The sequence below is a fragment of the Pseudomonas sp. CFBP 8772 genome (assembly GCF_014841665.1).
GTDB lineage: Bacteria > Pseudomonadota > Gammaproteobacteria > Pseudomonadales > Pseudomonadaceae > Aquipseudomonas > Aquipseudomonas graminis_B.
The window spans coordinates 266,519-283,681 of sequence record NZ_JACYUI010000008.1 but is presented as its reverse complement, the minus strand read 5'-3'; the positions used below and the strand labels follow the sequence as shown (position 1 = coordinate 283,681).

At 59.8% G+C, this 17,163-nt stretch carries 17 protein-coding genes; 7 read left to right on the top strand and 10 right to left on the bottom strand.

Annotated features, from left to right (window positions below; translation table 11 throughout):
* Window positions 1–175 precede the first annotated feature (175 nt).
* Entirely contained in the window at window positions 176–1,495 is a 1,320-nt protein-coding gene (locus tag IFT99_RS18010) for a putative porin (protein WP_065992663.1), read from the bottom strand.
* Between the two features lie 279 nt (window positions 1,496–1,774).
* Between IFT99_RS18010 and IFT99_RS18005 the strand changes: the two genes are divergently transcribed.
* Complete coding sequence (locus IFT99_RS18005) at window positions 1,775–2,899, top strand: GNAT family N-acetyltransferase (protein ID WP_192134025.1); 1,125 nt, start codon at window positions 1,775–1,777, stop codon at window positions 2,897–2,899.
* 73 nt (window positions 2,900–2,972) lie between these two features.
* Here the strand turns inward: IFT99_RS18005 and IFT99_RS18000 are convergent, their stop codons facing one another.
* From IFT99_RS18000 to IFT99_RS17990, 3 genes are all read right to left on the bottom strand, one after another.
* Window positions 2,973–4,805 (bottom strand): ABC transporter ATP-binding protein, encoded by a 1,833-nt coding sequence (locus IFT99_RS18000; protein WP_192134023.1) that lies wholly within the window; start codon window positions 4,803–4,805, stop codon window positions 2,973–2,975.
* A gap of 189 nt (window positions 4,806–4,994) precedes the next feature.
* The gene (locus IFT99_RS17995; RefSeq protein ID WP_192134021.1) at window positions 4,995–5,552 is read right to left on the bottom strand and encodes a peptidylprolyl isomerase; all 558 of its coding nucleotides are present in this window, start codon (window positions 5,550–5,552) and stop codon (window positions 4,995–4,997) included.
* Window positions 5,553–5,925: 373 nt separating this feature from the next.
* The gene (locus IFT99_RS17990) at window positions 5,926–6,852 is read right to left on the bottom strand and encodes a LysR family transcriptional regulator (RefSeq protein ID WP_192134020.1); all 927 of its coding nucleotides are present in this window, start codon (window positions 6,850–6,852) and stop codon (window positions 5,926–5,928) included.
* 50 nt (window positions 6,853–6,902) lie between these two features.
* On the opposite strand from IFT99_RS17990, the gene IFT99_RS17985 reads away from it, so the two are divergent.
* From IFT99_RS17985 to IFT99_RS17975, 3 genes are all read left to right on the top strand, one after another.
* Entirely contained in the window at window positions 6,903–7,217 is a 315-nt protein-coding gene (locus tag IFT99_RS17985) for a 3-phosphoglycerate kinase (protein WP_192134018.1), read from the top strand.
* Between the two features lie 388 nt (window positions 7,218–7,605).
* Window positions 7,606–8,472, top strand: coding sequence for a carboxylate/amino acid/amine transporter (locus tag IFT99_RS17980; RefSeq protein WP_192134016.1), 867 nt, complete (start codon window positions 7,606–7,608; stop codon window positions 8,470–8,472).
* Window positions 8,473–8,624: 152 nt separating this feature from the next.
* The gene (locus tag IFT99_RS17975) at window positions 8,625–8,861 is read left to right on the top strand and encodes a hypothetical protein (RefSeq protein WP_192134014.1); all 237 of its coding nucleotides are present in this window, start codon (window positions 8,625–8,627) and stop codon (window positions 8,859–8,861) included.
* Window positions 8,862–8,956: 95 nt separating this feature from the next.
* Here the strand turns inward: IFT99_RS17975 and IFT99_RS17970 are convergent, their stop codons facing one another.
* Window positions 8,957–10,234 carry a PrpF domain-containing protein gene (locus tag IFT99_RS17970; protein ID WP_342214631.1) on the bottom strand — a complete coding sequence of 426 codons (1,278 nt, stop codon included), beginning with the start codon at window positions 10,232–10,234 and terminating at the stop codon, window positions 8,957–8,959.
* Between the two features lie 541 nt (window positions 10,235–10,775).
* Here IFT99_RS17970 and IFT99_RS17965 point away from each other — a divergent pair.
* Window positions 10,776–10,988, top strand: coding sequence for a hypothetical protein (locus IFT99_RS17965; protein ID WP_192134012.1), 213 nt, complete (start codon window positions 10,776–10,778; stop codon window positions 10,986–10,988).
* 92 nt (window positions 10,989–11,080) lie between these two features.
* Here IFT99_RS17965 and IFT99_RS17960 read toward each other — a convergent pair whose 3' ends face one another.
* Window positions 11,081–12,424, bottom strand: coding sequence for a mechanosensitive ion channel family protein (locus IFT99_RS17960; RefSeq protein ID WP_192134010.1), 1,344 nt, complete (start codon window positions 12,422–12,424; stop codon window positions 11,081–11,083).
* A 180-nt stretch (window positions 12,425–12,604) separates the two neighbouring features.
* Here IFT99_RS17960 and IFT99_RS17955 point away from each other — a divergent pair, with 180 nt between their 5' ends.
* Together IFT99_RS17955 and IFT99_RS17950 are read left to right on the top strand one after the other, a co-directional pair.
* Window positions 12,605–13,957 (top strand): DEAD/DEAH box helicase, encoded by a 1,353-nt coding sequence (locus IFT99_RS17955; RefSeq protein WP_192134008.1) that lies wholly within the window; start codon window positions 12,605–12,607, stop codon window positions 13,955–13,957.
* Between the two features lie 125 nt (window positions 13,958–14,082).
* On the top strand, window positions 14,083–14,406 hold the full coding sequence (locus tag IFT99_RS17950; RefSeq protein ID WP_065992690.1) for a hypothetical protein: 324 nt from the start codon (window positions 14,083–14,085) through the stop codon (window positions 14,404–14,406).
* 17 nt (window positions 14,407–14,423) lie between these two features.
* Here IFT99_RS17950 and IFT99_RS17945 read toward each other — a convergent pair whose 3' ends face one another.
* The 4 genes from IFT99_RS17945 to IFT99_RS17930 form a co-directional block, all read right to left on the bottom strand.
* Window positions 14,424–15,296, bottom strand: coding sequence for a DUF6279 family lipoprotein (locus IFT99_RS17945; RefSeq protein WP_192134006.1), 873 nt, complete (start codon window positions 15,294–15,296; stop codon window positions 14,424–14,426).
* A gap of 63 nt (window positions 15,297–15,359) precedes the next feature.
* A complete protein-coding gene (locus IFT99_RS17940) occupies window positions 15,360–16,103 on the bottom strand; it encodes a TorF family putative porin (RefSeq protein ID WP_083233260.1) in 744 nt (247 codons plus the stop codon).
* Window positions 16,104–16,264: 161 nt separating this feature from the next.
* Window positions 16,265–16,750, bottom strand: coding sequence for a hypothetical protein (locus tag IFT99_RS17935; protein WP_192134004.1), 486 nt, complete (start codon window positions 16,748–16,750; stop codon window positions 16,265–16,267).
* Between the two features lie 195 nt (window positions 16,751–16,945).
* The gene (locus IFT99_RS17930; protein ID WP_037012170.1) at window positions 16,946–17,125 is read right to left on the bottom strand and encodes a hypothetical protein; all 180 of its coding nucleotides are present in this window, start codon (window positions 17,123–17,125) and stop codon (window positions 16,946–16,948) included.
* Between the last annotated feature and the right edge of the window lie 38 nt (window positions 17,126–17,163).

Genomic DNA, 17,163 nt, shown 5'->3' with positions numbered 1-17,163 from the left:
GGTTCGGCGTATGGCATCGCAACAAAAAAGCCCGGCGTTGCCCTGTCGGAACGGATGATGGGGATCCGACAGGGCAACGGCGGGCTTGAGTTTTTTAGCAGCTTCAAACGGCAGCAGCACGCCGCTTGAGGCTATTAGCTTTTAACGTGTCGCTTGCAGCTTGCAGCTCGCTTTCTTAAAACTTCGCCAGTACGTCCAGCTGCAGCGTGTTGGCATCCTGATCACGCGGCAGCGCAGAGGTCGCGAAGTCCGCTTTGGTCAGGAAGTACGTCGCGCCGACGGCGAAGTTCTTGTCGATGTCGTAGGAAATGGCCAGCTTGTGACCGCGCGAACCGGTAGTGCCGTTGGCGAAATCGGAGTCGGTGAAAGCACCCACCACAGCGTTACGCTGCGTGTCGCGGTAGTTGTAGTCCAGACCGAAACCGAACACCTTGGTTTTTACACCCGCCAGCCAGGCGGTGTCTTCGTCGCTGTTGGTGGCGCTGTTGACCACGTACTGACCGTACAGGCCGACCGGTACGACAAAGCCGGTCAGGTCCAGTTGACCGAAGCCTTCGTACAGGCGGAAGTCAGTGGTGTTGTTGCCGTTGATGCTCAAGCCACAGAACGTTGTGCTGGTGCTGGCAGCCGCCGGATTACAGTCGTTGGAGTTTTCGTAGTTGTAGACCGAACCGCCGACAGTCATCTTCACGTTGTCGGTGATGGCGACCCGCGTACCCAACTGAGCCGCGTTCAGGCGCAGGTCGTTCTTGAACTGCGTACCTTCGCCGCTGATGTTGTCCTTGAGGGTGTAGGTACCGGCGCTGCCGAACAGCTCGAAGCCCTTGTTGATCGGCAGGCTGTAAGTGGCGGCCAGACCTTCAGGGTTGATGTCGTTGTCCCAGATCACGTCGCCTTCGCTGACCCATGGCTGAGCCATCTTGCCGCCGATGACGTGCAGGTTCTGGATTGCGGTCGGGTGGTAGTCGATGAAGCCCTGATCCAGCCACAGGTCTTTCTTGGTGAAGTAGTCGTTCTGGTCAACGTTGGTGGAGTTGGCCTTGTTGTCACCACCGGTGGCGATACGGATGCCGGTGCTGACTTGCGGGTTGATCTCGCTGTAGGCGCCGAGACGCACACGGATACGCTGCCGGTTTTTGTCCTGGCTGTTGTTCTGGTCGTCGATCTTGACCGTCTCTTGCCGAACGCGAACGTCACCTTTGAATTGAGTCTTCGCTGCCCATGCCACTTTCTGCTCGAAGGCAGACAGTTCGGAAGACTTGGCCGTGGTGGCGGCGGCGATCTGGTCGGACGTGGCTTTCTGAGCCTGTTGCTGAGCCAACTGGTCTTTGGTCAGCTCGGTTTGCAGTTCGGCATACTGGGCAGGTGAAATCGAGCCATTGGCCTTGAGCATGTCCAGCAGTTTCGCGTCGACTGCGGCGCTGGCCGGAACGCTCATGGCCAGCAGCACACCACCACACAGGGCTGCCGCAGTTTTCGTGGAAGCAAGACGCATATCAATCTCCGTAACTGAGAGGGGATGACCGGATCATCCAGGGATCAGCCGACCAAAGGCGGGCGGAAGAAAATTGGCGTTCTTAGAACCTCTGGCTCTAAAAACTGGCGCCAGTATTGCCAGCGTTTATGACGATACGGCGGCGAAGTGATGTCGTGTGGGTGACATGTGAAAATTTCGTTGGAGCTGCGGGCTAGAGCGGTGCCGCGAGTAATTTCATGTGCAGAACAGATGAATAGGTGATACTGCGCCCACGTTGGCGCGACCTGGAGTGGTGGGATGTCGTTACACCGATTGGATAAGCTTTCTGACCTTGCGCCTGAACAGTGGGACGCCCTGATACCTGGCGATTCACCGTTTTTGCGCCATGCCTTTCTCAGTTCGCTGGAAGACAGCGGCAGCCTCGGGCCGCGTTCCGGCTGGCGCGCCGAGCACTTGCTGCACTACGAGGGTGAGCGACTCATCGCTGCGCTGCCGGCGTACCGCAAGTGGCACTCTTACGGCGAGTACGTGTTCGATCACGCCTGGGCGGACGCTTGCCGTCGCGCCGGTCTGGCCTATTACCCCAAGCTGCTGGTGGCGGTGCCGTTCAGTCCGGTAAGCGGGCCCCGGCTGTTGGCGAAGACCCCCGAAGATGGCCGTGAACTGCTCGCTTGCCTGCCGGGCTATGCCCAGGGCGAGGAGCTGTCCAGCGTTCACGTCAACTTCACCGACCCGGTCGCCGATGCGTTGCTCGCCGAACAACCCGGCTGGCTGCAGCGCATTGGCTGTCAGTACCACTGGCAGAACCGCGGCTATCGGGATTTTCAGGATTTCCTCGATGCCTTGAGCTCACGCAAGCGTAAGCAAATGCGCAAGGAGCGCGAGCAAGTGGCGGGGCAGGGTTTTGACTTCGACTGGCTCGAAGGGCATGAACTGAGCGAGGCGCATTGGGATTTCGTCTACGCCTGCTATTCCAATACCTACGAAGTGCGTGGGCAAACGCCTTACCTAACGCGGGAGTTCTTCAGTCTGGTTGCCGAGCGCATGCCCGACGCGATTCGTGTGGTCCTGGCGCGGCAGGGTTCGCGCCCGGTGGCGATGGCGTTCAGCCTGGTCGGCGGCGACAGTTTTTACGGTCGCTACTGGGGCTGTTTGGCCGAGTTCGATCGATTGCACTTCGAGACGTGTTTCTATCACGGCATGGATTACGCGATCGCCCACGGCTTCAAGCGCTTCGACGCGGGCGCCCAAGGGGAGCACAAATTGATCCGCGGCTTCGAGCCGGTCATCACCCACTCATGGCATTACCTGGCGCACCCGGGATTGCGCGAGGCGGTGGCGGATTTTCTGACCCAGGAACGGGCGGGGATTCTGGCGTACGCCGAAGAAGCGCGCGGGGCGTTGCCGTATCGGCAGGGGTAGTTGAATCGCGGGTGTCAGCGTAGCGGAGACAGTGGGAGCGACTGGGTCGCTCCCACTGAGTGACGGCGACAGGTCAATCCACCCCGACGAACCCGCCCGTCTGATGCGTCCACAGCCGCGCATACAAGCCTTTGTGGGCCAGCAGTTCGCCATGGGTCCCGCTTTCCGCAATCACGCCGTTTTCCAGGACGATCAGGCGATCCATCCGCGCGATGGTCGACAGCCGGTGGGCAATCGCAATCACCGTCTTGCCCTGCATCAGCGTCTCCAGACTCTCCTGAATCGCCGCTTCCACTTCCGAATCGAGCGCTGACGTCGCTTCGTCCATGATCAGGATCGGCGCGTCCTTGAGCAGCACGCGGGTGATGGCGATGCGCTGACGCTGACCACCGGACAGTTTCACGCCGCGCTCGCCCACATGGGCATCCAGCCCGGTGCGGCCTTCGGAGTCCGTGAGCAACGGGATGAACTCGTCGGCGCGGGCCTTGCGCATCGCTTCCCACAATTCAGCGTCGGTCGCATCCGGTTTTCCGTACAGCAAGTTATCGCGGATGGAGCGGTGCAGCAGCGACGTGTCCTGGGTGATCATGCCGATGTGCGAACGCAGGCTTTCCTGAGCGACGTGGGAAATGTCCTGATCGTCGATCAGGATCCGCCCGCCTTGTACGTCATACAGACGAAGCAGCAGATTCACCAAGGTCGATTTACCAGCGCCGGATGGCCCGATCAACCCGATTTTCTCGCCCGGCTTGATATCCAGGTTCAGGCCGTGAATCACGCCCTTGCCCTTGCCGTACTGGAAGTTGAGGTCTTCGAATTTCACCTCGCCACGGCTGACCGCCAGCTTCGGTGCAGCGTCCCGGTCGGTGATGCCCACCGGCTGCGCGATGCTCTGCAGACCGTCCTGCACCATGCCGATGTTTTCGAAAATGCCGTTGACCACCCACATGATCCAGCCGGACATATTGACGATCCGAATCGCCAGACCGGTCGCCAGCGCAATCGCGCCCACGGATATCAACGACTGGGTCCACAGCCACAATGCCAGGCCTGTGGTCGTCACAATCAGAATGCCGTTGAGGCTGGTGATCACGGTGTCCATTTCAGTGATCACGCGACCTGCCAGCTGGGTCTTTTCTGTTTGTTCGCTGATGGCCTCGCGGGCGTACTGCTGCTCCGAGTTGGTGTGCGCGAACAGCTTGAGCGTTGCGATGTTGGTGTAGCCATCGACGATGCGGCCCATCAGCTTGGAGCGCGCATCGGAGGAAATGACCGAGCGAGCCTTCACCCGAGGCACGAAGTACCACAGCGCCAGAATGAACGCGAAGATCCAGCTCAGCAGTGGAATCATCAGGCGCCAGTCGGCTTCGGCGAACAGCACCAGCGCGCTGATCGAATAGATCAGCACGTGCCACAACGCGTCCACCGACTGCACCGCCGAATCACGCAGCGCGTTGCCGGTCTGGACGATGCGTTGGGCGATGCGCCCGGCGAAGTCGTTCTGGAAGAAATTCAGGCTCTGCTTGAGCACGTAACTGTGGTTCTGCCAGTTGATCATGCTGGTCATGCCGGGGCTGATGGTCTGGTGCACCAGCAGGTCATGCAGGGCAACGAAGATCGGGCGCAGCACCAGCGCGACGATGACCATCCACGTCAGCTCGAACGCATGTTCGCGGAAGAAATTCGGGTTGGGCGTGCCTTGGGCCAGATCAATGATGCGACTGAGGTAGCTGAACAGCGACACTTCGATCAGCGCGCCGATCAGTCCGACCACCAGCAGCGCGGCAAAGCTGGGCCATACCTGACGCAGGTAATACAGGTAGAACGAGGCGACGGTGTTGGGCGGGGCGGCGGAAGGGGCTTCGCGGAAGATATCGATCAGCTGTTCAAAACGGCGATAGAGCATTGGCAATGACGCCCACGCTTGAGCGGGCTCTCCTTTGGATGGGGATTGGATACAGCGGCTTGAGAGCAGCCCGGAGACAGTCTTCCGATCAGACCACATGGAAACGCGATTGCTCACGCTGAATCAAGGGGCCTTGTCCTTAAAATGCAAAAGCCGGGCAGGCGCCCGGCTTTTACGCTTGCGACAGGCTTAGTTCACGCGCTTGGCCGTCTTGATCAGGATCGGGTCAAGGGGAACGTTCTGCATGCCGCCCTTGTTGCCGGCTTGCGCATTGACGATCTGGTCAACGACGTCCATGCCCTTGACGACTTTGCCGAATACCGCGTAGCCATAGTCACGGGCGCCGTGGTCGAGCATCGCGTTGTCCTTCACGTTGATGAAGAACTGGCTGGTGGCCGAATTCACGTCCGAGGTCCGCGCCATGGCGACGGTGCCGCGCACGTTGTGCAGGCCGTTATCGGCTTCGTTCTTGATCGGGTCGTTGGTCGGCTTCTGTTGCATCTGCGCCGTAAAACCGCCGCCCTGAGCCATGAAGCCCGGGATCACACGGTGGAAAATGGTGTTGTTGTAGAAGCTGCTGTCGACGTACTTGAGGAAGTTCTGGGTGCTGACGGGCGCCTTGTCCTGGTTCAGCTCGATTTCCACATCGCCGAAGCTGGTGGTCAGCACAACGTGAGGCACCGGAGCGGCCATCAAATTGCCGGCGAACAACACGGCAGCGGCGGAGAGGGCGATTTTCTTCAGCATGGGCAGAGTCCTGAAATTGATGTCGACTGCGAAAAAACAGGACGTAAGGGAAGCACGTTTGCCGGGATTTGGACAGTGGGCGTGTGGCGCGCCCTGTTTTAGTGGGACCGGCTTTAGCCGGGAAGGGGCCGGTTTAATCACCCCCAATCCTGCGGTGTAATCTCTGACGCTTTCCCGGCTAAAGCCGGTCCCACAGGGTAATGCGGTGCATTCGTAGGACCGGCTTCAGCCGGGAAGAGGCCGGATGGAGCACCCTCAAATTTGCGGTGTGACCCCCGATGCATTCCCTAGGGACTGAGGGGACTGGGACTGAGGGGACTGATTTATTTACAGCGCTTCACCGTAAATTAATCTGTCCCCGGATAGAGCCTATTCAAAGCATCTGCTGCGGCGCCGGGAAGGGCACATCCAGCGGTGCGGTATCAAAACTCTGAATCAGCTCAATCAGAATCTGCGTCGCAGGCCCGAGCGGTTTGTCTTTGCTGGAATACAGATAAAACGTCGGATGCCGACTGCCGCCTTTATCCAGCGGCAGAATCTTCAGCACCCCCTCCTGAATCTCCCGCTCAATGATATGCCGTGGCAGCCAGGCAAAGCCCAAACCGCTGCTGACGAACGCAGCCGCAGTGGCCAGGCTTCCGACCGTCCAGCGCTGTTCGGCGCCGAGCCAGCCGACGTCCCGCGGTTGATTGCGCCCGGAGTCACGAATCACCACCTGCAGCTGGCTTTCGAGGTCCTGGAAATTCAGCTCACGTTGCAACTGATGCAACGGGTGCCCGGGATGGGCGACGGCGACGAACTCCACCTTGCTCATCTCATTGCCCAGATACCCCGGAATACTGAACCCGCTGATGGCGAGATCGGCGACACCTTCCAGCAACACCTCCTCCACTCCCGACAGCACTTCCTCACGCAGCCGCACCCGACATCCGCGGCTCTGCGGCATGAAGGCTGTCAGCGCCCGCACCAGTCGCGCGTTCGGGTAGGCGGCGTCTACCACCACACGCACCTCGGCCTCCCAGCCCTGTTCCATGTGGTGGGCGAGGTCTTCCAGTTGGCTGGCGTTCTTCACCAACTGCCGCGAGCGCCGCAGCAATACCTCACCGGCCTCGGTCAGCACGGCTTTGCGGCCGTCGATGCGCAACAGCGGAACGCCAAGCTGGTCCTGCATTCTGGCGACGGTGTAGCTCACCGACGACTGCGAGCGGTGCAGCGCTTCGGCGGCCTGAGCAAAGCCGCCATGGTCGACAACGGCTTGCAGCGTGCGCCATTGATCAAGGGTCACGCGGGGCGCTTTCATCTCTCGCTCCTGTTGTCCTAAGCTGGCGGTCCCTGAATGGAGACTGCCCCATGAAAAGAATCTGTTGTGTGCTGCTGGCGATGCTGCCGCTGAGCGCGTTCGCCTACCCGATCGACGTCGAGAAAGACATCAGGGGCGTGCAGGTCGACTACAACAGTCATGACGTCGCCTACGACATCGGCAATATCACCCTGAATAACTTTGGCGACGTCCCCGCCAAGTGCAGCGTGGTCTTCCGTAACGGGCCGGAAGCCCCACGCACGCGCCGGGTCCAGGTCGCGCCGAAGAGCAGCACCGAAGTGACCGCCAAGTTCACCCGCGACATCGTCAAGCTGCGCATCTCCCTGAGCTGCGAGCCTCTGTAACCCACGTCTCAGCGACGACCGAGCGTACTTCGGCTTCGGCGATAAAACAAATTCTTAGATGGGTTCGGGTCGATAGTCGGCTTCTTTGATCGAGACGCCGGCCGCTGACAGGGCAGGGTGATGAGCGCTCACGTGCTGGAGTGACATCCAACACGTCTCTTAATCGTCCGTTAATCCCGCCGCCCGATGATGCTCGCGTTCATCGACACTCCATTGGCACTCGTTCGCTCCTGAGTGCATTGCCCGATCGACCCGCAGGACTGCGCCGGGTTGATCGGGATTTTCTTTTAGGGTTAGGCATCGCCGCAAACGGTGGCCCAGCCGACCTGTTCAATAGACACGCCGTGGCCAACCCGCTAAGGTCGCCGCCTTCAAAAAAGGGGCAACCATGGGCTATCTACTTTTCGTGACGCTGATTCAGGCGTTTTCCTTCAGCCTGATCGGCGTTTATCTGGCCGGGCACGTCGACAGCTACTTCGCTGTTCTGCTGCGGGTTGTCCTGGCCGGATTAGTGTTCATCCCGCTGACGCGCTGGCGTCGAGTCGAGCCGTCATTCATGCGCGGCATGCTGTTGATCGGCGCGCTTCAGTTCGGCGTCACCTACGTCTGCCTGTACCTGAGCTTTCGCGTGCTGACGGTCCCCGAAGTGCTGCTGTTTACCATCCTGACGCCGCTCCACGTCACGCTGATCGAGGACGCCCTCAATCGGCGCTTCAATCCGTGGGGCCTGCTGGCGGCGTTGGTCGCGGTGCTCGGCGCGGTGATCATCCGTTACGACCGGGTCGATCCGAATTTCCTCGGCGGCTTCCTGTTGCTGCAGGTAGCAAACTTCACTTACGCGGCGGGCCAGGTGCTCTACAAACACCTGGTCGCCCGCCACCCCAGCGATATGCCGCACTACCGCCGCTTCGGTTATTTCTACCTCGGCGCCCTGGCTGTGGCGTTGCCGGCGTTTCTGCTGTTCGGCAATCCGCAGCATCTGCCGGATGCGCCTCAACGGTGGGTGGTACTGCTGTTCCTCGGCCTGTGTTCCACCGCGCTCGGCATGTACTGGTGGAACAAAGGTGCGTGCCTGGTCAACGGCGCCACACTGGCGGTGATGAATAACCTGCATGTGCCGGTGGGGCTGCTGATCAATCTATTGATCTGGGGGCAGAATGAGGACTTGGGCAAGCTGTTTTTAGGCGGGCTGGTGATTGTTTCATCGGTGTGGATCAGTCGCCGCGGTGTTGTTCAACGCCGGGCTGTTCTCTGAAACAGCCGGGTTAGACGCCCGCGTTACCGACATCAGCGAGGGTGATGTTAGATATCTTCATGGGTGGTTTTTCATGTTGGGATCAACCGAATAGATTGGCCCCAACGAAACGACTTAAACCACTTACCAGCAATTACGCGGAGATCTACATCATGAAAAAGTCCATCGCCTTTAGTTTCGCCTTGTCCATCCTGGCTACGGGTTCTGCATTCGCCAGCTCAGAGCACATTAACCAACGCGCCATCGTCGACGCGTCCAGCGCTACCGTTCTGGACAGCAAAGTCGCCAGCAAAGAGGCGGTCAAGCCTTTCGCCACTCAGACTTCCGGCACCGTGACCGTTGCTGACAACCGCAAAGAGTTCGGTTCCAGCTACCAGCGTGATCGTTAATGCCTTGGGTGTTATAAAACTCAAAATAAAAGCCCGGCAATTGCCGGGCTTTTTGTTGGTTAGTTAATTGAGTGGGAATTAAATGTATCTCGGATTCAAGTTCCGTTAAACAAACTGGCAGTCGGCACATCATTGGATGGCATACGCTCGGTCAGCGCGCTGGCGAGCTCGGCAGAGGCCCGGTAAAGCGGTACATATCCTCGCATGAGGATCTGTGCACTCCGACGGTAGGCCGCGCTGCTTATGTTGATTTCGCCGCCTTGCAGCGCAGCCACCACCGTAGCGTCCAAACGCCCAGCGGGGTTTTCGATACTGACCTCCACATCTGCGAGCTCAGTGCTTAAGGGAGCAATTCCCGTCGCCAACCGGTGCGCGGTAGTGCCTGGTATCAAGCAGGCTGCCGCCAGACAGCAACCGCCCGATACGGCCATCGATGCATGCCCGGTCTGGGGGGTGAAGTAACGAACCGCGATATTTCCCCCATTGCGAGGAGCGCCAACGATGCACACTTTCGGAATGGTTTCGCTGCGCTCGATTTCGGCACGACTCATCAATTCGCCGTCCCTGCGGCGCAGACGCATTTTCAAGCCCGCTTCAATCCACACCTCCCGCAGCGCTTCCATGAAGGGCAGGTCGGCTTCAAGCTCGACGATGGATTCTTGGCCCGTTTTGCCGAAGCTGCTTGCCTGAGCGATGACCATTGGCACCGCCACATCGACGCACGACACCTCATGCCCTGCAATGAAATCCATCACCGCGCCAGTGGGTAGCAGCGCCCCGGTCTTGTTGCCGACAGGCGACTGCAGGAACAGATCGACGCTAGGAAAGGCGCCCGTCACTCCAGGAATTTCAGCGGTGGCGAAACGGCCATGTTCATCGCATTTCATTCGCGCGATGGTCAGCACGCCCGTGTTGGTGTTCTTTATCTCGATTTCGCAGGTCTGACCCCGTGGCAGTTGGCACAAACCGGCATCGATCGCCCACAAGGGCAGGGCGCTGGACATGTTCCCGCAGTTGACGCTCCAATCGATACCCGCATGGTCGCCGGCCAGTTGCGCGAGCGTACTGATCAGGCGTACCCCGCTCGCTGTCTGCTCGGCCCCCATCAGGAACACCTTGTTGCTGGTCGCGGGTCCACGCCCGAGCCCCGTTATCTGGCGGTTGCCTCTTTCGGTACCGGCCTGCGGGACGCCCATCAAATGTCGCAGGAGTTCAGCGCGCAGGGACTCGTCCTGCGGCAGAAGCGCCTCCCAGACCACGATGCCGGTCGACGTCCCGCCACGCATGTAATGTACGGGTATTTCCAGGACGCCTGAATGACGCCGAAGGGTTAATCCAGATGCAGCCATAGAAAATGCTTCGTCGGTAAACACAAGGATCTCCATACGGTAGTGACGTGGTGCTGGCCCACTTCCGAGTGGCTCTCAAATGAGCGCCTCCGGGGTGGTCACGGATCTGGGGCGCAGCGCCAACCCCCGGGCGGATTAAACGTGCCCACTGAAGACAACACAGCTTCATCTGCGAAGATACCTGCGGCATAGGATCCACTGAAGCTGGCAACAGAACCTCGCCTATGTTCGCGGGTAGTGTCGAGCACTCGATTTTCCATGGCGCTTCACCCGCTCGATGCTGGCCGAACGAGAGCTCGCAAGCCAACAGGGAGACGCTTTGTTCGCGGCTTGCGGATCGGCTGAGCAACTCTCTTAAATCGGTACCCAATGGCAGTGGCTCCGGACGGCTCGCGGCGAACAGAAAGTAGTCCCCCGCCAGCAGCAAACAGCCCTGACGCGCCGGGTCATCTATCCCCTGCAACCATTGCCCACGGCATGCGCCAATTGAACGAGGCAGCCGATCCCATATTTCGTAGTAGCTGTTATCCAGCGCTGTTTCGGTGAGGCAATCGCTGGTTTCAAAGTGCATGCGCCCAATGTCTTCATCACCGTTGACCGGCTGATAATCCATCTTGCGATGCCATTGGCAAATGTCGGCGTCGACCTGCGTCACGCCGGCGAAGCCTTGCTGTTCGCTCAACGTCAGGTGCTCAGCATCTCTGAGGTCTTCAAGCGCCAAAGCGGGCAGCGGATTATTGGGGATTCGCAGGTCTGCGAACAGTCGCGGTGTCTGTAGCCAATACACCGCCGTTTCGCTGTCCGTGTGCCCTGAGCGGCGCTGGATCAACCGCCGCTTCCATACCCCGAGGTAAGCGTTGGGGACTCGATTCATAAATGTTCCGACCCACGCAGAGGAATTTTGACGGCAGTTGCCGCTTCAGGCTTGGACGCCATTAATAATTGCACACTCTCATTCGACGACATCTTCGCCAACCCCATCCGCAAATCCGCGCCACTCGGCTGCTGATAAACCCCCAGCCCAAACTCCGGCAGCACCGCCAGCAGATAATCGAAAATATCCCCCTGAATCCGCTCGTAGTCGCCCCAACTGGTGGTGCGGGTGAAGCAGTAGATTTCCAGCGGCACACCCTGCGCCGTGGTTTCCATCTGGCGGACCATGCAGGTCATGTCCGGGTGGATGTCGGCGTGGCTTTTCAAATACGCCAGCGCGTAGGCGCGAAACGTGCCGATGTTGGTGATGCGGCGGCGATTGGCTGACATTTCGGCGACGTTGCCCTGCGCCTCGTTCCACGCCCTGAGCTCGGCTTTTTTGCGGCCCATGTAATCCGTCAGCAAGCGAACCTGTGTCAGCTTCTGTTCTTCTTCATCGGAGACGAACCGCACGCCGCTGGCGTCGATGAACAGGCTGCGCTTGATCCTGCGTCCGCCGGACTGCTGCATCCCGCGCCAGTTCTTGAACGACTCGGACATCAGGCGCCAGGTGGGGATCGAGACGATGGTCTTGTCGAAATTCTGCACCTTGACGGTGTGCAGAGTGATGTCCACCACGTCGCCATCAGCGCCGACCTGTGGCATTTCGATCCAGTCGCCGACGCGCAGCATGTCGTTGCTGGTCAGCTGCACGCTGGCAACGAAGGACAGCAGGGTGTCTTTATAGACCAGCAGAATCACCGCCGACATCGCGCCGAGGCCGGAAAGCAGCAACAACGGCGATCGGTCGATCAACGTGGCGACGATGATGATCCCGGCGAACACGTACAGGATCATTTTCGTCAGCTGCACGTAGCCCTTGATCGAGCGGGTGCGGGCGTGTTCGGTGCGCGCGTAGATGTCCAGCAACGCGTTGAGCAGCGCGCCGACGGTGAGCATGAGGAAGAGGATGGTGAACGCCAGCGCGATATTGCCGAGCACATGATTGGCGGGATTGCTGAGGTTCGGGACCAGATTGAGCCCGAATTGAATGACCACCGAGGGCGTGACCTGGGCCAGTCGGTGGAAGACTTTGTTGTGCAGAAAGTCATTGAGCCAGAACAGCGATGGCTGGCGACTCAGGGCTTTCATGGCGTAGAGGATCACCCACCGCGCCAGCCGCCCGAGGGCGAAAGCAGCGACGAGCAGTAACAGCAATCCGGTGATCGTGCGCAGCATTGGCTGGTTTTCCAGTAGCGTCCAGATTTCCTGGGCGCGTAGCCAAAGCGAGTGGGTGTCCATGGGCGCTGGATCTCCTGATCAGAAATGGGGGGCGCGATTAGAGCATTGATAGGGAAGCGAGGGCAGGGTAGGCCAAATCCGGTAACAAAATAGGCCCTTTGAGCTAAAGAGACTCGGCGAATCCGGCTTAAACCGGTACCCTATGCGACTGTTTTTTTGTATTACGCCGAGGTAACACCCGTGTTCTCCCAATTCGCCCTGCACGAACGCCTGCTAAAAGCCGTGGCCGAACTCAATTTCGTCGAGCCTACGCCTGTGCAAACAGCGGCCATTCCGCTGGCGCTGGAAGGACACGATCTACGGGTGACGGCGCAGACCGGCAGCGGCAAGACTGCCGCGTTCGTATTACCGATGCTCAATCGCCTGATGGGCCCGGCCAAGGTTCGCGTCGACATCCGCGCCGTGATCCTGCTGCCGACCCGCGAGCTGGCCCAGCAGACGCTCAAGGAAGTGGAGCGTTTCTCCCAGTTCACCTTCATCAAGGCCGGCCTTATCACCGGGGGCGAAGACTTCAAGGTCCAGGCCGCGATGCTGCGCAAGGTCCCGGACATCCTGATCGGCACGCCGGGCCGCCTGCTGGAGCAACTCAACGCCGGCAACCTCGACCTCAAGCAGGTTGAGTTGCTGGTTCTCGACGAAGCCGACCGCATGCTCGACATGGGCTTTGCCGAAGACGTCGAGCGTCTGGCCGGCGAATGTGCCAATCGTGAGCAGACCATGCTGTTCTCGGCCACCACCGGTGGTTCGGGCCTGCGCGAAATGATCGGCAAAGTCCTGAAAGACCCGCAGCACCTGCAGGTCAACAGTGTCAGCGAACTGGCTCCGGGCACCCGTCAGCAGATCATCACCGCCGACCACAACGTACACAAAGAGCAGGTCCTCAACTGGCTGCTGGCCAACGAGACCTACCAGAAAGCCATCATCTTCACCAACACGCGCGCCATGGCCGACCGCATCTACGGTCGTCTCGTGGCGCTCGAGTACAAGGCGTTCGTGCTGCACGGCGACAAAGACCAGAAGGATCGCAAGCTGGCGATCGATCGTCTGAAGCAGGGCGGCGTGAAGATCCTGGTGGCGACCGACGTCGCGGCCCGTGGGCTGGACGTCGACGGCCTGGACATGGTCATCAACTTCGACATGCCGCGCACCGGCGACGACTACGTTCACCGCATTGGCCGCACTGGGCGTGCCGGCGGCGAAGGGCTGGCGATCTCGCTGATCACCCACGGTGACTGGAACCTGATGTCCAGCATCGAGCGCTACCTGAAGCAGAAGTTCGAGCGCCGCACGATCAAGGAAGTCAAAGGCACCTACACCGGGCCGAAGAAGGTCAAGGCATCGGGCAAGGCTGTCGGCGTGAAGAAGAAAAAAACCGATGGCAAAGGTGACAAGAAGGGCGACAAAAAGAAAGCCGTCGCCAAGGGCCCGACCAAACGCAAGTCGGTAAATCGTCCGAAGGCCGAGCCTTTGGTCAGCCAGGACGGGATGGCGCCGCTGAAAAAGCGCGTCACGCGTCCGCCAGTCGCTGAATAACCCCCTTCTGCCTCCCGGCCAGCCCGCTGAACGGCTGGCCCTCCGCTGGGTCACAACCACTGAGCATCAAGCCCGATGACCGGACGTCACGGGTATTGCCCTGTTGGCCCACTGGAGGTTGAAACATGTCTAAACGATACGACTGGGACCTGATCGAGCGTCTGCTGCACCACGTACAAAACAGCGTCGCAATCGAGGATGCGTCAGAAACCCATGCCGCAGAATTGAGAGCGCTGTTGCTCGAACGTGGTTTCATTGCCGCCCACACCAGCGGTGCAGGCGGGAATGGCGAAGGCGCCAGCCTTACCCCACGAGGCGCAAGCCTGCTGGCGATGATCGACAGCAGCATTCCGGGCAATGACCATCCGCGTCAGGTCTTGAACGATCAGGCCGATGCGCTGGATGAGGCGACCTTTGATGAGGTGGCCTCCAAGGCGCAAATCGCCTGATGCTGAAAGCGTCCTGATCAGGACGCTTTTTTCATGCTCTTGTAGCAACTCAAATCCGTGAAGTCCTTGCGCACGTCGGCGATCTTCGCCAGCAACTTCTGCCGTTGATCAACCGTACTTTGCGCCATCAGGTCCGCAATCAGAGAAATCGCTGCCTGCTCGGTATGGTCATAGGCTGCTCGGTATTCGGGCGTCCAGAAGGTCTGGCGGTCCTGCAGGAGGCTGGCAATCTTCTGATCGAAATCGGCGGTCTTGCGCTGTTTCACGGCCGCCAGCAGCAGTGACTGCCAGTGCGCGCGGTTGTCGATCCACAGCCGGTTCTGCTCGCCCAGCGAGGTCGACCATTGCATCACCCGCGCCTGCTGCGCGGCATTCAGTTTGCCCATCCACGGCGTCAGACGTTTCTCCATGCGTTGAGCGCGTTCACTGATCTGCTTGTCCAGCGGCTGGTCGACGAACTCATCCTCATGCTTGCGCAGGTCCTTGGCGAAGGCCGCCTGCATTTCGCCCACTTGCTGATCGTCCAGCTGACGCAGCAGCTCGACCGCCGAGGGCGTGATTTCTTTGGAGAGGGTAGCGATGGCCTGCCGCGCTTCGGCGGTGCGTGCTTTGAGCTGCTCTTGATTGACCTGGTTGTTTTCGACCATCCCTTGCAGACGGTCCAGCCAGTCGAGGTAACCGGGAATCTGGGTGGTGCAGTGCCAGCTCAAGTGCTCTTTCAAGCGCTCATCGAGCCAGTCTTTCTGCGACGCATTCATGTCCAGGTAGTCGTTGAGCGACCAGGGGATGATGAAGTCCAGATGTCGATACGTCAGACCAATCTGACTGCACCCCGCCAGCAGCGTCAGGCTCAGCCACAGCGAAATAAAGGTCTTCAACACAATGCCCATGACAGCTCCTCGCCGGTTCGTCTCCCCGTTATAGAGCAAGTCAGGTCACAGCGGTTCAACCCATCAGAAAAACGAGCGGACGACCTTCAGCGTGACGGTGCTTTCGCACTGCGTGTTGTGCCCGCTGTAGGCGCTGCAATCGGCGCCGGTCAGGCTCGAACCGCTGTACATCAGGTTCATGTCCATGCCCAGCACCGGGCGCGATACGTTGAAGGACCAGTCGCTGTAGGCATTGACCACACCGCCGCCGTCGATGATCGTGGGTGAGTCGAGCTGGTGGTTGCCGTACTGCATGCGCAGGTCCAAGCCCAGCGGAATCATGTCGCCGAGGTCTAGGAACAGGGTGCTGTCCTGGCGACCGGCGTCAGTGCTGAAGGCGGTGCCGATACGGCTGTCGAAAATGCGGAAGCCGGCGTACAGCTCGTGGCTGTCGAGCTGATCGGTGTTCGGGTAGCTGTAGCGAATGACGCCAAGCTCATAACCGAGGGTTTTGTCGAAGGGCTTCTTGAACCCCATGTAGGAGTCGACTTCCAGCGAGGTATCGGGCGCCAGCCCGGTGCTGGGGGACCATTGCCCGAAGTAGAAGCCGCTTTCGTGGGTCAGGTCGAGTCCGCCATGGAATTTGGAATCGGCACCGCTCGGCGTCACCAGGCCCTGGGCCATGGTGCGGCTGGGGGTGGTGCCGAGCTTGAGGCTGAAGTCGCCCAGCTCCCGCTCGATGACCTGAGCGCTGGCGGCGTGATGCATGAAGGCGGCGCAGGCAAACACCGCACCGGTCCAACGGTTGAAACAGCGAGCATAAGGCATGCTTCACTCCTTTCAGGTTTCGGAGGAGTGGGTCGAAGGTATCTATGCTGACGGCGAATGGCCCGACAAGAACCGCGATCTAGAGCGTCGCAAGGATACCGCCGATTGGCGATATCTCGCGACCATTGGTCGATTCGATGCAGATGGGCTGAACGTTGCGATCAGTTCGCGGTGGAAATCAGCTGGTTGACGACGATCAACGCCTGGGGGAAAGAAGGATAACCGCTGGTGGCGACATCCAGTTTTTCGTACCTGGCGCGATAGGCGCGGGCCTTGTCCTGATCCTCCGTTCCGGCCCGTTGCGCCTGCAGGGCGATGGCCAGCGGGTAGTTGCGGTCGGCGGAGTCATCGAGCTTGGCATCAACCTGTTTCGGGCTGGCGTTCTGACGCAAGAGCAGGATCGCTTGATAAAACTCCGCCTCGCCGGACGTGTCTTCGCGCGCCGCCCGTGCCAGCAGGGCGCTGGCGAGCTCGTCGTTTTCAGCGCGGCGCTCGTTGATCAGCAGCTTGGCCTGGAGCATGTCGTTCTGGTACAGCAGATAGTCGGCGCGGCATGGGCTGCCCGCCACCGAGGTGTCACATCCGTGGGTCGCACAACCGGTCAGCCCGAGGCTTAGCAGGGCGCCGATGATCATCCGTTTGTTCATATCGGTTTCCGCAGAGACTTCAGCAGTTCAGGGCATCGTCCGTTCTGTTGCCATATCATGCGCGGCGCCATTGACAGGCAGCTCGGTGCGTCATGTGACAAGAGAGTAAAGCAGAGCGTTGTGCAGCGAGGAGCGATGGACCTGGCGCCTTGTGATCAAAGCGCCTGGATGTCGACCGCGAAGGCGGGAGAAAATTTACTTTTTGCCGAGGGAGATCTGCTTGGATGGGCCGAAGGTCTGGCCGCTGACACCTTTGGCGATCTGCTGGATCTCGCCACCGGATTTCAGGAAAGCTGCAATTTGCGCGTTGATCGAATCGCTGGTCTCAACGGCAGGAGCTGGCTTGGCTTTCGAGTTGGATGCTTTTACACGCATGGCTGCAATTGACCTATATAAATTTAATACGGCCGGCC